The sequence below is a fragment of the Curtobacterium sp. MCBA15_001 genome (assembly GCF_001864835.1).
GTDB lineage: Bacteria > Actinomycetota > Actinomycetes > Actinomycetales > Microbacteriaceae > Curtobacterium.
In genome coordinates, this window is the sequence record NZ_MJGI01000025.1 from 165995 (window position 1) to 179579 (window position 13585).

General features: G+C 71.9%; 13 protein-coding genes. 3 read left to right on the top strand and 10 right to left on the bottom strand.

What is annotated here, in order from left to right:
* Nucleotides 1–1474 precede the first annotated feature (1474 nt).
* Together BIU90_RS18750 and BIU90_RS12785 are read left to right on the top strand one after the other, a co-directional pair.
* Entirely contained in the window at nt 1475–1765 is a 291-nt protein-coding gene (locus BIU90_RS18750; RefSeq protein WP_175470213.1) for a hypothetical protein, read from the top strand.
* A gap of 244 nt (nt 1766–2009) precedes the next feature.
* Nucleotides 2010–2300, top strand: a complete 291-nt coding sequence (locus tag BIU90_RS12785; RefSeq protein ID WP_139195269.1) for a hypothetical protein — start codon at nt 2010–2012, stop codon at nt 2298–2300.
* A gap of 385 nt (nt 2301–2685) precedes the next feature.
* Here the strand turns inward: BIU90_RS12785 and BIU90_RS12790 are convergent, their stop codons facing one another.
* The 4 genes from BIU90_RS12790 to BIU90_RS12805 form a co-directional block, all read right to left on the bottom strand.
* Nucleotides 2686–2865, bottom strand: a complete 180-nt coding sequence (locus BIU90_RS12790) for a hypothetical protein (protein WP_071300597.1) — start codon at nt 2863–2865, stop codon at nt 2686–2688.
* Between the two features lie 520 nt (nt 2866–3385).
* Complete coding sequence (locus tag BIU90_RS12795; protein WP_071300598.1) at nt 3386–4255, bottom strand: aminoglycoside phosphotransferase family protein; 870 nt, start codon at nt 4253–4255, stop codon at nt 3386–3388.
* On the bottom strand, nt 4252–5085 hold the full coding sequence (locus tag BIU90_RS12800; RefSeq protein WP_071300599.1) for an alpha/beta hydrolase: 834 nt from the start codon (nt 5083–5085) through the stop codon (nt 4252–4254). The genes BIU90_RS12795 and BIU90_RS12800 overlap by 4 nt, the downstream gene beginning before the upstream one ends.
* On the bottom strand, nt 5082–5765 hold the full coding sequence (locus BIU90_RS12805) for a YigZ family protein (RefSeq protein ID WP_071300600.1): 684 nt from the start codon (nt 5763–5765) through the stop codon (nt 5082–5084). Before BIU90_RS12805 ends, BIU90_RS12800 begins: the two co-directional genes overlap by 4 nt.
* Nucleotides 5766–5840: 75 nt before the next feature.
* Between BIU90_RS12805 and BIU90_RS12810 the strand changes: the two genes are divergently transcribed.
* Nucleotides 5841–7280: an amidase gene (locus tag BIU90_RS12810; protein WP_071301013.1), complete on the top strand. Its 1440-nt coding sequence runs from the start codon at nt 5841–5843 to the stop codon at nt 7278–7280.
* Between the two features lie 238 nt (nt 7281–7518).
* On the opposite strand, the gene BIU90_RS12815 is transcribed toward BIU90_RS12810, so the two are convergent.
* From BIU90_RS12815 to BIU90_RS12840, 6 genes are all read right to left on the bottom strand, one after another.
* Complete coding sequence (locus tag BIU90_RS12815; protein WP_071300601.1) at nt 7519–8304, bottom strand: ABC transporter ATP-binding protein; 786 nt, start codon at nt 8302–8304, stop codon at nt 7519–7521.
* Complete coding sequence (locus BIU90_RS12820; protein WP_071300602.1) at nt 8301–9101, bottom strand: ABC transporter ATP-binding protein; 801 nt, start codon at nt 9099–9101, stop codon at nt 8301–8303. Before BIU90_RS12820 ends, BIU90_RS12815 begins: the two co-directional genes overlap by 4 nt.
* Nucleotides 9098–10075, bottom strand: a complete 978-nt coding sequence (locus BIU90_RS12825) for an ABC transporter permease (RefSeq protein ID WP_254787047.1) — start codon at nt 10073–10075, stop codon at nt 9098–9100. Before BIU90_RS12825 ends, BIU90_RS12820 begins: the two co-directional genes overlap by 4 nt.
* Complete coding sequence (locus BIU90_RS12830; RefSeq protein WP_071300603.1) at nt 10075–11025, bottom strand: ABC transporter permease; 951 nt, start codon at nt 11023–11025, stop codon at nt 10075–10077. Before BIU90_RS12830 ends, BIU90_RS12825 begins: the two co-directional genes overlap by 1 nt.
* A gap of 13 nt (nt 11026–11038) precedes the next feature.
* A complete protein-coding gene (locus BIU90_RS12835) occupies nt 11039–12586 on the bottom strand; it encodes an ABC transporter substrate-binding protein (RefSeq protein ID WP_071300604.1) in 1548 nt (515 codons plus the stop codon).
* Nucleotides 12587–12647: 61 nt separating this feature from the next.
* Nucleotides 12648–13583: an alpha/beta fold hydrolase gene (locus tag BIU90_RS12840; protein WP_175470214.1), complete on the bottom strand. Its 936-nt coding sequence runs from the start codon at nt 13581–13583 to the stop codon at nt 12648–12650.
* Nucleotides 13584–13585 lie beyond the last annotated feature (2 nt).

Genomic DNA, 13585 nt, shown 5'->3' on the forward strand with positions numbered 1-13585 from the left:
CCTCCGTCGCCAGTCTCTGTCGTGTCGACGTAGGAATCGATCGTCGGGTGTGCCTGCGCACTGTCAACACTCGGCTTGTCCGGTTTCGGAGCGTGCGCGATCGAATCGGCGTCGCCATGTGCGACGACTTCGATGACGACGGAGTCCCACCGGTGCATCTCGGTCCCTGCAGTCGGACGCTGCGAGGTGATGGAGAACAGCCCTGGTTAGGCGATGGCGCTGATCGGAGGTCCGTCCGGATCTGGATTCGCCAAAGCGACACCGGCGTCGTTCGCAAGGTCTCGTCCTACATGGAACGGCATCCCGACCACGTCGGGGACGACAACGCGATCTGCGGCCCGTTCCATGGGTCCACGCTCAGCGGAGGGGGGCCCATCTGGAAGGTCCCGGCGGGTTGAACTTCGGCGCTCAGGGATGGTGAACAGGCCGCCGCGTCGGCGACAATCCGGGCTCAAGGCCGTTGCGTACCCTCCAGTCATGCGCACTCCGAGAGAGACCTTCGGCCTCAAGGGGACAGGACGGTCGTGGACTCGAGTTCTGCTCGACGTGGCGAGCGGCGCCCTCGTCCTCACCGGTATCGCGGTGATCGTCGGCAACGTGTCATCCGGTGAATCGGCTGCGGTCTGGATCGGAAGCGGGTTGATCGTGATCGGGGCCCTTGGCTGGGTTGTGGACATCTGGTTGGCCGTTAGGGCAGCCAAACGCGAACCCCGGAACTCGCCTCGATAGCCGATCCGCTATCGGACAAGTCAGCGACGATCCCGGAGGATGCCGATCACTCCGATGATGGCGACGACGACACGGGCCGCAACGTCGAGCCGTCCGGCCGATTCACGCGGCGTAGGTTCGCAGTCATCACCACTCGACGCGTCCTCGTCGCTGTGCTCGGCGGCGTGCTCATTTTCGCGGGCTGCATGCGAATGGCGACGTCAGACGGCAGGCTCGATCGACTCTCAGCGGTCCTCGTCCTCTTCGGCGGAGTGGCTCTCGTTGCGTTCCCTACAGCGCGTCCAAGCCGTGAGGCACTGTCGCGCTACTGGCGAATCCCGTCCTGGCCATCCTGCGACGGCTCGTCGGTTGAGACGGATTACCGAGACACTCGACGACCCCGGAACTCGGCGACCAGTGCACCCCAGCAGAACTTCCCCGCGGATGTCTTGGAAACGTACAGATTTACGAGCCACATGGCGATGATCGATGTGAACCACAAGGTCAGTAGCCCACGCCCTCGTTCGAGACGCGCCAGCCGTTGGCCTGGTGTCGCAGGCAGAGTCCGAATGTGATTGCTCCCGGGGACATGCCAGTCGCTCCGGACTGATCCATGTCGTACATGAAGCACTGCTGTGGATCTGAGTGTTCCGAGACACTCCTGAGCCCGGACCAGGAGTGAATCGTCGGGTCACCGTCGCCTGCCCACTGCTCGTAACGGTTAGCCGGGCACCAGTCAGTGTCATCGGGATCTGACAACGCTCGCATGTCAGGGCAGTTGCGGCGCACCGCCGCGTTGAGGAACGCCGCTGCGACCGCCTTCGCGGACGCACTCGGCGCTGGTAGCGGCGCTGACGGCCCCGATCGGCCCGGCACGGTGACGAACGCCACCGCCGCGATGAGCAGCAAGACCACTGACAACCAAAGGAAGATCAAGCGGCGCATGACCGCCAGCATCATCGCTGCACATCACCAACCGCTCGTTCATCGCGTGAGCGAATTCACAGCAGCACAGGCCAGCGAATCAACGGCGGCGAGGACGTCGGTGTCGGTGTAGTCGATGACCTCGTCAGCGCCCGCGGCTCGGACGGCGTTTGCGCTGCGGGGGCTTCGAGGTATCACCGGACTTCACGGCGGCTCGGCGCAGCCGTAGCGATTTCGGCGTCTCGGCGAAGTCGGGAACGGCCTTGGGTGGCCACCCCTGCTTCTGCGGTCATCGTTCGAGTGGTGGCGGACTGCGAACGGCATCGACGCATCCGCGCTCGCCCGGCTCTGAGTCCGGGGCGCACTAGCTTGGGGAGATGACCGCAGTGACGACCGTGGCGGACCTCACGGTGCTGCTCGCGCCGATGTTCGCCGGGATGCTGCACCCGCGCGAGCTGCGGTCGCTCGAATTCCGGTTCGTCCGAGTCGACGACGGTGCGGACGGCCCGACGCTCCCGCCGGAGACCTTGCTCGACGACTCCGCCGAGCAGCACGCAGCACGGTGTCTGAGCGTGGGTGCGATGGCGCATCATGGGCGAGGAGGGCGGCTCGTCGTCCCTCTCGTTCGAGGACGGCCCCGCGGCGACGGTGCGGTTGGTGCAGAGTGACCTGCAGGACTTCGTTGCCGCGAGCCGATTCGGCTGGGGTCAGTTCCGGGATCCACGCGACCTGACCTGACCGAAGAGGGTAGCCACGAGTCTGCGAAACGATCGACTACCCCTGATCAGCTGGGCGCGCTTCTCGTTCTTGGCTGTGTCAGCCGTCGTACTGGCCGCTTGGCACTGACTGCACCTTTGTCGGGCGACAGCGCCGTCGTCCCCGAGAGTGATCGGGCGATGACAGCTGATGCTCTCATTGGCAATGATCGAGGGGTGGGACCGTTGCTCCTCCTGCCGTTCATGGGTCTGGGGAGGCTCCGTGTCGTTCGACCAGGCGATCGGTAGTCGATCGCCTGCCGGGCGCGTGTTGAACCAACGTGTCGTCGGGCCCGCCTCAGAAGATGGCGACGGGGTTCACCGGGATGCCCGTCAGGCCGGGGATGCGTGCGGGCGCGACACTGAGCAGGAACGAGTACCTGCCGAGCCCGACGCACATCGAGGCGAGGTCGTCGACGGCTGCGCTGTCGATGAGCGGCATGCCGAGTTGAGCCAGGCCGACCATGTGCATCGGCATGGGGATCTTCGGCGTAGCCTCTGGCCATGTTCGCTGCGGGTGCATCAGGGATGTGGATTGCGCTGCCCTTGATCGGGGCCGTGATGGTCTACGGCATCGTCCTCGGGATCATCCGCAAACGGAACTATAAGGAGTGACCGCACGCCGATCCGCTCTCGGACGCGTCGGCCGCGTTCCCCGAGTGGGTCGGGCCAGCGACCAACTCCCGGCCGACGGCGGCCGATGACGATCCGTCGTGGCAGATCGATTTCTCGTTCCTCCGGCAGGAGGACGCCGCTCGGGTGCTCGATGCCATCGAGGTGCAGGGGCTCCTGCCGCATCCCGCGTTCGAGCGCCTGGTGGACCCGCACCACACACCAGGTGGCGATCGATCGCGGCGATGCGCAAGCCCTCCGGGTGCTCCGGACCGGTCGGGCGGAAGAGGTCGTCGACTCCTGGAGCGGCGAGCGTCGTCGGATGACCGTGACGGACGTCCGCCGGACTGACCGAGCAACACCGACATCGGGGAGCGCAGGGCTCGTCAGCGCGTCAGCTGCTCCACGGCGACCGCGCGGCTCGTCAGCTCCCGAGCGAGCGCGGTGCGCCGGTGATCGGCACCTCCACCGGCCTGCACGCTGAACCGGGCGAGGTCGAGGAACGCGAACGCGCAGCACGCCCGGAACACGTCGACGCCGGCGGCATCGACGCCCGCGTCGACGACCATGCGGACCGCACCAGGGGAGATCGCCTGGTGCGTGAGCAGGGTCGCGTGGTCGAACGCCCTCGTGCCGCTGCCCACCGCCTCGATGTCCACCACACCGCTCACCGCGTCTCCGAGGAACAGCACGTTCGCCGGACGGAGGTCACCGTGCACCATGTCGGTGCGGGGCCAGCGTCTCGGATCCAGCGGCGCTGACGCGGCCAACGACAGGCACGCCGCGAGGAGGCCCGGGTCGGGTCTCGCCTCGTCGACCAGGCGGTCGAGCCCGGCACCGACCTGCTCGACGACGAAGTCGGACCAGCACCGCGCGGGCTCCGGGTCCAGACCGGCCTCGGACGCGATGACGTCGAGGAGCGCCACGGCGACCCGTTCGTCCACGACCTCCGTCGGCCTGCCGTGTCGGAACTCCTGGATGACGAAGCCGACCCCCGCGGGCGTGCTGCCGACAGCGGACCACGCCGGGGTCGGGTACCCGGCTGCGCGCACGCGCGCGACGGACCGCGCAGCGGTCGACAGGCGTTCCGCCCAGTCCGGGGACGTCGCGAGCTTGACGACCGCACGGTCGCCGCCCGGACCCTCGACCAGCCACGCTCCGGACTGACGGCCGCCTGTGAGTGGCCCCACGATCCTCCAGTCCGTGTGGTCGACGCTCGCGGCGAGGGCGTCGCGCACCGCCGCTGCATCCGTCACCGGTCGGCCGTCCAGGCGGCGATGCGGTCGACCGCGTCAGCGAAGTCGGACGTCGCGGGCCTGTTCAGGAAGGCGTGTCGGCTACCGGGCAGGACGTGCCGCTCCACCGGCGTCGACGCGCCCCGGAGTTCGTCGGCGAACCGCGCTCCTGACGCGCGCATGGCGTCGTGGTCGGCGTCGAGCATGAGCGTCGGTGGGAACGCGTCCACCGGGTGCCCGCCGGGGAACGCCCGAGGGTCGGCCGCCCCCTGGGCGGTCCCGGCGTAGGCGCGGTTCGCCGCGTCGAGCGCCCAGGGGGCATGGGTGAGGCGTCGGTGTCCGCGGACCGAGCGGAGCACCGCGCGGTCGCGGGGCAGCCGTGCGTGGAAGAACCCGTAGGCCAGGACGACGCCGAGCGGCGCAGCGTCGGGACCGGTTCCGTGGCGCAGGGTCGCGGCGACCGCTGCGGCGATGCACGCTCCGGCGCTCGCGCCGCCGATGACGACGCGCTCTCCGCGCTCGGCGAGCGCCGTGACGACCGCGACCACCTCGTCGTGCGCTGCGGGAGCGCTGAGCCGCCGTCGTGGTCCCGTCCGGCCGACGCGTGGCAACCCGGGGACCGGGCCGAGCCGGTAGTCGACGGTGACGACCGGGAGGCCGTGGTCACCGAGCGTCCGTGCGACCGCGTCCGCCTCGGGCTGGTCCAGGTCCTCGCGGAAGAAGCCGCCGCCGTGCAGCCAGACCAGCGTGGGCGGCGCGGTCCGCCGGGTCGGGTCCGGGTCGGTGGCCCGGTACCGGCGGACGGGCACCGGTCCGTGTGGGCCGGGCAGGCTCGCGTCGGTGGGCGTCACCGCGACGAGGACGTGTCGCGGAGGTCGGCCGGGGCTGCTGCGACGTCGACGATCCGTTCGTCGCCGACGACGGGGTCGAGCGACCCGCCGGACGCCGCGGCGAGGTCGGCGCCGAGGACCGGGACGTCGTCGCGGGGGATCGACACGGCGAACGTGGCGGACTGGCCGTACGTGGTGGGGCCGAGGACCGCGTGGTGCCGCTGGACCCAGTCGCGCAGGACGTTGTCGATGCGTCCGGCGTCGGCGTGCGGGACGTCGACCGTGACGTCGACGAGGGCCTCGCGGTGGACCAGCGTCGCGCGGTCGAGGGCCTCGGACACGGACGTGGAGTAGGCGCGCACCAGTCCGCCGGCCCCGAGCTTGACGCCGCCGAAGTACCGGGTGACGACGGCGACGAGGTCGGTGAGGTCACGTCGTCGCAGGACCTCGAGCATCGGGACGCCCGCGGTCCCGGAGGGCTCGCCGTCGTCGGAGGACCGTGCCTGGTCACCGAGCACCCCCGTCACCATCGCGGTGCAGTGGTGCCGGGCGTCCCATGCCCGTCGGCGGAGATCAGCGATGACGGCGTCCGCCTCGGCCGGGGCGGTGACGGGGACCACGTGCGTGATGAAGCGCGACCTGGTGATGACGATCTCGTGCTCGACGGGGGCCGCGATCGTGGACGGGTACCGACGGGCCATCCGACGAGCGTACCGAGCACGACGGTCGGCGGGTTCCGGCGTGTGTCCGGGGCGCTCCGCCTAGGCTCGGGGACCGTGTTCGAACTCCACCACCTGTCGGCGCAGGACCTCTGGGACTGGATCCGACGCGGCGACACCACGGCCCGCGAAGCGACGGAGCACTACCTCGCCCGGATCGAGCGGCTGGACCCGGGGCTCGGTGCCTTCGTGACCGTGACCGCGGAGGCCGCGCGCGAGCGAGCCGACCGTCTCGGCCACCTGGTGCCGACGTCGCGGCCGCTGTGGGGCCTCCCGTCTGCGGACAAGGACCTGTACGACCGTGCCGGGGTCCCCACGCGCTCCGGGACCGCGTCGCTGCCGGAGCGGCCCGCCGGGGCCGACCACCCGCTCGTCGCGGCGATGGACGCTGCGGGTGCGGTGAGTCTCGGCAAGACGACGAGTCCTGAGTTCGGGATGTCGTCGTCATCGGAGACGGCGTTCGGCGTGACGCGCAACCCCTGGGACACCACACGGGCGCCGGGCGGTTCGTCGAGCGGGGCCGCGGTCGCGGTGGCCGCGGGACTGCTGCCGGCGGCGGTGGGGTCGGACGGCGGCGGGTCGGTCCGGATCCCGGCGGCGGCGACCGGGCTGGTCGGGCTCAAGCCGTCGCGTGGTCGCGTGCCGTCGATGCCGGGCCGCAGCGGTGTCGGGGGACTCTCGGTCGCCGGGCCGATCACGCGGACGGTCGCGGACGCGGGCATGTACCTGGACGCGCTCGTCGCACCGACGGGGCTCGACGAACCCGTGCCGTACGCCCTGGTCACGCCGGACGTCGGCGACGGGCCCTTCACCGCCGCCGCCGTCCGGGGCGAGGGCCGGTTCGTGCTCGGCGTCCTCGACGGGTCGCCGTGGGACGACACCGTCGACGTCGTGGTGGACCCGGCCGCCCGGGCGGTGGTCGACACCGCCGTGCGGGTCCTCGGCGAGCTGGGGCACGGGTTCGAGGACCTCACGATGCCCCGCGTGCCCTACGGAGACGCCTTCCGGGTCGCCTGGGAGAGCTCGGCGGCTCGGCTGCCGCTCGTGCCGGGGATCGACCTCGCGGCGCTGACGCCGCTGGTGTCGTGGCTCGTCGACCGGGGGCAGGCATTGGCTGGGACGCAGGTGCTCGACGCGATGACCGCGCTCGACACGTTCTCGGTCGCGCTCATCCGGGCGTTCGGGCGCTTCGACGCGGTCCTCACCCCGACGCTCGCGCTCACGCCGCGGCCGCTCGGCTGGTACGGGTCGGACCCGGAGGAGGACTTCCGGCGGCAGTGCGCGTACTCGCCGTGGACCTCGATGGCGAACGTGGCGGGGCTGCCGGCGATCACGCTGCCCGTCGGGGTCACCGAGGACGGGCACCCGGACGGCGGTGGACTGCCGATGGGGGTGCAGCTGATCGGGCGTCCGGGCGGGGAACGCACGCTGCTGGCCCTCGGGGCGCAGCTCGAGCGGCGACTGCGGTGGCAGCGGAGGCACCCCGCCGGCTGGTGAGGGTGCGGCGGGTTGCGGCTCGTGCGACATCATCGCTGTCGTACGACATCGTTCGTGTCGTTCGGTCGGCGAAGATGCGGCGGGTTGCGGCTCGTGCGACATCATCGCTGTCGTACGACATCGGTCGTGTCGTTCGGTCGGCGAAGATGCGGCGGGTCGCGGCTCGTGCGACATCATCGCTGTCGTACGACATCGTTCGTGTCGTTCCGAGTCCGTACGCGCGACCCCGCCCGAGCCCCTACGGCAGCGTCGGCGCCGCCGCCACCAGGGCCTGCGTCACGGGGTGCTCCGGCGCGTCGAGCAGGGACACCGGGCCGCGCTCCACCACCCGCCCGGCCGACATCACCACGACGGTGTCGCACAGCCGCTGCACCACGCCGATGTCGTGCGACACGAGCACCAGCGTCAGCCCGAGCGAGGACGCCAGCGACTCCAGCAGCTCGATCACCCGCGCCCGCACCACCACGTCGAGGGCGCTCATCGGCTCGTCCCCGAACAGGATCGACGGCCCGTGCACGACCGCACGCGCGATCGCGATGCGCTGTCGCTGCCCGCCGGAGAACTCGTGCGGGTACCGGTCGACGGCGTCGGCGGGCAGGTCCACCCGCGCCAGCGCGTCCGCGACGAGATCCGCGTGGTCGCCGGGGAGGCGCAGTGCACGCAGGGGTTCGGCGACGATCGCACCCACTCGCATCCGTGGGTCGAGCGAGCCGTAGGGATCCTGGAACACCACGCCGGTCTCGCGCCGGAACCAGCGCATCGCGGCAGCGGACCCGGACGCGACCACGGGGCGGCCCCCAGCGGTCACGGTGCCGGCGGTGGGGGCCTCCAGACCGGCCAGCAGACGGACCAGGGTCGACTTGCCGGACCCGGACTCGCCGACGATGCCCAGTCGCGCCCCGGCGGCGACGGTGAGGTCGACACCGTCCACCGCGGTCCGGACGGGACCCGGCTCGAAGGGGCCGCGGCGGGGGAGCCGGTACGTGCGGTGCAGCCCGAGGGCCTGCAGGGCGGGGTCGGTCACGGGGTCCTCCGGGCGGTGGCGCGGGCAGCCTCGACGAGCGCGCGGGTCGTCGGGTGCTGCGGGGACGCGAGCAGGTCGGTGACCGAGCCGGTCTCGACCACGCGGCCGGCGTCGAGGACGACGACGGTGTCGGCGATGCGAGCGAGCACCGCCAGGTCGTGCGTGACGAACACCAGCGACACGTCGAGCCGCGCGAGCAGGTCGAGGATCCGCGCCTCGGTGGTGACGTCGAGCGCCGTCGTGGGTTCGTCGGCGATCAGCAGCCCCGGCCGGCCGGCGAGCGCCATCGCGATGCAGATCCGCTGCCGCTGGCCCCCTGACAGCTGGTGCGGCCACTGCCGCAGCAGGGACTCAGGGTCGGGCAGCCCGACCGCGCGTGCCAGGTCGAGCACGGCAGTACCGACCTGGCGCCGGTCGAGTCCCCGGTGCAGGCGCAGCGGTTCCGCGATCTGCGCGCCGACGCGACGGAGCGGGTCGAGCGCGGTGCCGGGCTCCTGGAACACCATCCCCATCCGGGCGCCGCGGAACGGCGCACGCTGGCGGTCGGTCAGGCCGACCAGCTCCTGCCCGTCGAGGCGGATGCTGCCGGTCACGTCCGCCCCGGTGGGTTCGAGGCCCATCAGGGCGAGCGAGGTCATCGACTTGCCGGATCCGGAGGCGCCGATCAGTCCGACCCGACCGCCGGGAGGCACGGTGAACGTCACGTCGTCGACCACGGTCCGCCCCGTGATGCGGACGGACAGGCCGCGTACCTCGAGCGCGCTGGCTGCGGCCCGGTCCTGGTGCGGTGCGGTCATGCGGTCACCCCGGTCTCGGCTGCGGTCGCGCCCGGGGTGGTACCCGCACCGGGCCGGTCGGCCCCGGGCCCGCCGCCGGGTTCCCGACCCGCGTTGCGGGCACGGTCGCCCGTCGCCAGCCGCGGGTCGGAGGCGTCGCGCACGGCATCGCCCAGCAGCGAGAGCGCCACGACGACGAGCGCGATGGCCGCTCCGGGCCAGGTCGCACTCCACGGGTGCACGCCGATGTAGGTCTGCAGGTCGGACAGCAGGCTGCCCCACGAGGCGGTGCCCGACCCCGCGCCGTAGCCCAGGTAGGACAGGCCGGCCTCGGCCAGCACCGCGGTCGCCATCGCGAGGGAGAGCTGCACGGTGAAGACGGGTGCGGCGTTCGGGACCAGGTGGCGCAGCAGCACACCCCCGGGACCGACACCGGACGCGCGGGCCGCCGTGACGTAGTCGCTCCGGGCGATGCGGCGGATCTCCCCACGGGCGACCCGGGCGATGGTGACGCCGAACGACAGCCCGACGGACACGATCACGATGCCGAGCGAGCCGCCGAACACCGCGGTGAGGAGCATCGCCGTCAGCAGCGTGGGGAACGCCACCAGGATGTCGAGCAGGACGGCCGTGCCCTCGCGCACCCAGCGGGCGGTGAGCGACCCGAGGGCGGTGAGCAGGATGCCGACCACGCTGGCGATCACCCCGGAGCCGACCGCCACCAGGACCGTCGTGCGGGTGCCGGCGAGCAGGTAGCTGGCGATGTCCCGGCCGACGGCATCGGTGCCGAACCAGTGCGCGGCGCTCGGCGGGGCCCACTGGTGGAACGGGTCGGTGCGGAACGGGTCCTCGGGGGTCCAGACCAGGGACACCGCGGCCAGGACGACGAGCAGCCCGAGGACGACCACGGCGAAGGCTCCGGTCGGGGTCGCGACGAGGCGGCGGAACAGGGAGCGGCGCGCCCTCGGGCGTGCGGTCGTGCTGCGTCCGGTCATCAGGTGGCCTCCCGCTGCCGTGGGTCGAGCGCGCGGTGGACCACGTCGACGGCGAACCCGACGAGCAGCACCAGCCCGGTCAGCACGAGCAGCTCCGACTGCACCTTCGTCACGTCACGCCGTCCGACGTCGGTCACGAGCATCCGGCCGATGCCGGGCAGCGAGAACACCTGCTCGACGACGACCGCCCCCACCAGCAGTCCGGCGATCTGCACGCCGAGCACCGCCAGCACGGTGAGCGCCACCGAGCCGAGGCCGTGCCTGAGCAGCGCCTGCGTCCGCGTCAACCCGACGGCGGCAGCGGTGCGCAGGTGGTCGGCGTCGAGCACGGACAGCGTCGCCGACCGGGTGAAGCGCAGGATCACCGCGCCCTCGACGGCCCCGATCGTCAGCGCGGGCAGCAGCAGGGACGAGAACGCCCGACCGGGCTCGGCCCAGCCGTCGAGCGGGAAGCCCTGCGCCGGCAGCCACCGCAGCGTGACCGCGAACAGCGCGACGAGCAGCATGCCGGCCCACACGACGGGGACGGCGGCGACGGCCTGGGCGACGAAGGCGATGACCGCCCCGCCCGCGCGACGACGCAGCACCGCGGCCAGGATCCCCAGCGGGACGCCGAGCACCAGCGCGGCGACGAGCGACATCCCCGCGAGCGGCAGCGTCACGCCGAGCTTCTGCACGATCTCCGGCGCGACCGGTCCCCGGGTGACCAGCGAGTTCCCGAGGTCACCGCGGAACAGGCCGCCGATCCAGTCGAGGTACTGCACGACGACGGGACGGTCGAGGCCGAGCTGCTGCCGGAGCTGTGCGACCGTCGCCGGCGTCGCCTGGGTGCCGGCGACGACCTGTGCGACGTCGCCGGGGAGCACACGCAACGTCGCGAAGACGATGATGCTCGCGACGAGCAGGCCGACGACGAGCAGCAGCCCTCGCCCGACGAGGAACCGGGTCACGAGACGATCGTAGTCAGCCCGCCAGCGCGAGCCCGGCCAGGTCCAGTCGGGAGTTGCCGCCGTCGTACGGGAACCCGGTGACGCCCTTGCGGACCGCGGTGATCTCCGTCGCCGTGTACAGCCACTCGCCGGCGGCGTCCTCGCTGACGATCAGCGCCGCCTGCTGCAGCGCCGCCGTCTTCGTCGCTTCGTCGGTCGCCGCGATCGACTGCGCGTAGAGCGCCTGCACCTGGGGGTTGTCGTACCCGAAGTAGTAGTCCGGGTCCGCCCAGTTGCCGAAGTCCCGCGCCTCGACGTGGTCGACCATCGACAGGTCGAAGTCACGCTCACCGGACGCCGGCTTCTGGAACACCTGCGAGAGCCAGGTGGCGAAGTCGACCCGCTTGACCGTGAGCGTGATGCCGACGTCGGCCAGCTGGGACTTCAGCACGTCGCCGATCGTCGCCGGGTACACGTTGGCGTACGTCAGCGTCATCGAGAGCTTCGGCTGCCCGGCCTCGGCGAGCAGCTTCTTCGCGTTCGCCGGGTCGTACGCGTCGATGTCCGTCAGGTCCTGGTACCCGGGGTCGAGCTCCGGGATCGGCCCGCCCTGCTCGACGCCCGTCCCACCGATGGCCTTGATGAGCGCCTTCGCGTCGATCGCCTGCCGGATCGCCTGTCGCACGCGCTTGTCGGTGAACGGCGCCTTGCGGTCGTTGAACGCCAGGGTGTACTTGTCCGTCGTCTTGCCGGAGTGCAGCGCGATGTCCGGGTTGCCCTGCAGCTGGCTCTTCAGCGTGCCGTCGACGGGGTTGAGCACGTCGACGTCGCCGTTCGCCATCGCGTTCACCGCGGTCGCGGGGTCGGTGATGTACCGGAACACGATCTTCGCGACCTTGGCCTTCGTGCCCCAGTAGTCCGGGTTCCGGGTGAACGTCAGCGAGTCGCCCTGCTTCCACGAGGCGACCTCGAACGGCCCGGTGCCGTTCGCGGTGTCCGACAGGTCGTTCTTCGCCGCCTGCTCGAGCACCAGCCCGGACCGCCCGGTCAGGTTGAACAGCAGGTCCGAGTCGGGCGCGGCGAGCTGCAGCCGCACCACACCGTCCGAGGGCGACGTGATCGACGAGACCCCGGCGAGCTTGGCCGAGTCCACGTAGGACGCGGTGTCCTTGACCTGCTGCAACGACCAGACCACGTCGGCAGCCGTCACGGGCTTGCCGTCCTGGAAGGTGATGCCCTTGCGGAGCGTGAACGTGTACGTGAGTCCGTCGCTCGACACCTCGTGCGACGACGCGAGCACGTCGCGGATGCCGCCGTCCTCGGTGCGCCCGACGAGCCCCTGGTAGACGTTGTCGATGAGCACCTGGTCCAGTGCGGCACCGGACTGCGTGCGGATGTCCAGGCTGGTCGGCTCCAGCACCAGACCGACCCGCACGGTGGCGTCGGCACCGCCCTTCGGCGCGGACGACCCGCTGCAGCCGGTCAGGGCGAGCGCAGCGGCGAGGGCGACTGCGGTCGCGGTGACCACGGTCCGACCGAGGCTCCGGGGGTTCCGGACGGCTCGTGAGGGGAGGGGGCTCATGGGTGGTGGGTTCCTTCCAGCGCACGGGGAGGGTGTTCTCGTCGCACGCGCTCGGGAGAATCTACCGGCGAGTGGGAGTTTCTCCGCCCCCGTGCAACAAACCGTGACGGGACGCCCATTCCCGGATCGCGGCGGCCAGCTCCAGCGGCGCCTGGGTCTGCACCGCGTGCCGCGCCTGGACGGTGACGATCTCCGCGTCCTGCAGGCGCTCGCCGAAGGTCGTGACGAGCCTGGGGGAGACGTAGCCGCGGTCACCCCGGACCAGCAGCACCGGCACGTCGAGCGACTCCAGGTCCGGCCACGCGTCGGCGAACCGCCCCACCGAGGACGTCCGCCCCGCGCCGAGGTGCGGGAAGTGGTGCCGGCGCACCAGACGCCCGTCCTCGCCCAGACGGGTGGTGTGCCGTGCCTCGCGCAGCAGCACCTGGCGGTCGTCGCCCACCCGGGCCTCGATCGCCCGGTCGACGACCTCGTCCAGGTCGACGAACGGCTCCTCGGTCTCCAGCGCACGGGCGATGCGGTCCACCGCGCGCTGGGCGAAGTCCGGGGACATGTCGACGAGCACCAGGCCCGTCACACGCTCCGGCGCCGTGGCTGCGATCCGCGCCGCGAGGATCGCCCCGAGGGAGTGCCCGACGAGCACCCCCGGTGGCACGGCCAGGGCGTCGAGCGCCGCGAGGACCGCCGGCGCGGTCGCGCTCGCCGCGTAGTCGGCGTCGTCCCGCCACGCGGACCGGCCGTGGCCGGGCAGGTCGAGTGCGACCGCCGGCGCACCGACGGCGATCGCCGTCAGGTCGAAGCTGTGGGCGTCGATGCCGAGCCCGTGCAGGTAGACGACCCGGGCCTCCTGGCCGGGCTCCTTCGGGTCCTGCCAGCGGATCGCGGAGACCGCGCCCTGACCGGTGTCGGTCAGGTCCACCCGGGAGGCCCGGAGCGGGTCCGCCACGCCGCTCGCGCGGGCGAGGTCGGCCAGGTCGTGGAACTCGTCGTCGGTCACGC

Excerpts from the sequence above, each read along its gene's own strand:
- BIU90_RS18750 (WP_175470213.1), top strand. The coding sequence starts at position 1,475 with ATGTCAGGGCAGTTGCGGCGCACCGCCGCGTTGAGGAACGCCGCTGCG.
- BIU90_RS12785 (WP_139195269.1), top strand. The coding sequence starts at position 2,010 with ATGACCGCAGTGACGACCGTGGCGGACCTCACGGTGCTGCTCGCGCCG.
- BIU90_RS12790 (WP_071300597.1), bottom strand. The coding sequence starts at position 2,865 with ATGCCGATGCACATGGTCGGCCTGGCTCAACTCGGCATGCCGCTCATC.
- BIU90_RS12805 (WP_071300600.1), bottom strand. The coding sequence starts at position 5,765 with ATGGCCCGTCGGTACCCGTCCACGATCGCGGCCCCCGTCGAGCACGAG.
- BIU90_RS12820 (WP_071300602.1), bottom strand. The coding sequence starts at position 9,101 with ATGACCGCACCGCACCAGGACCGGGCCGCAGCCAGCGCGCTCGAGGTA.
- BIU90_RS12825 (WP_254787047.1), bottom strand. The coding sequence starts at position 10,075 with ATGACCGGACGCAGCACGACCGCACGCCCGAGGGCGCGCCGCTCCCTG.
- BIU90_RS12835 (WP_071300604.1), bottom strand. The coding sequence starts at position 12,586 with ATGAGCCCCCTCCCCTCACGAGCCGTCCGGAACCCCCGGAGCCTCGGT.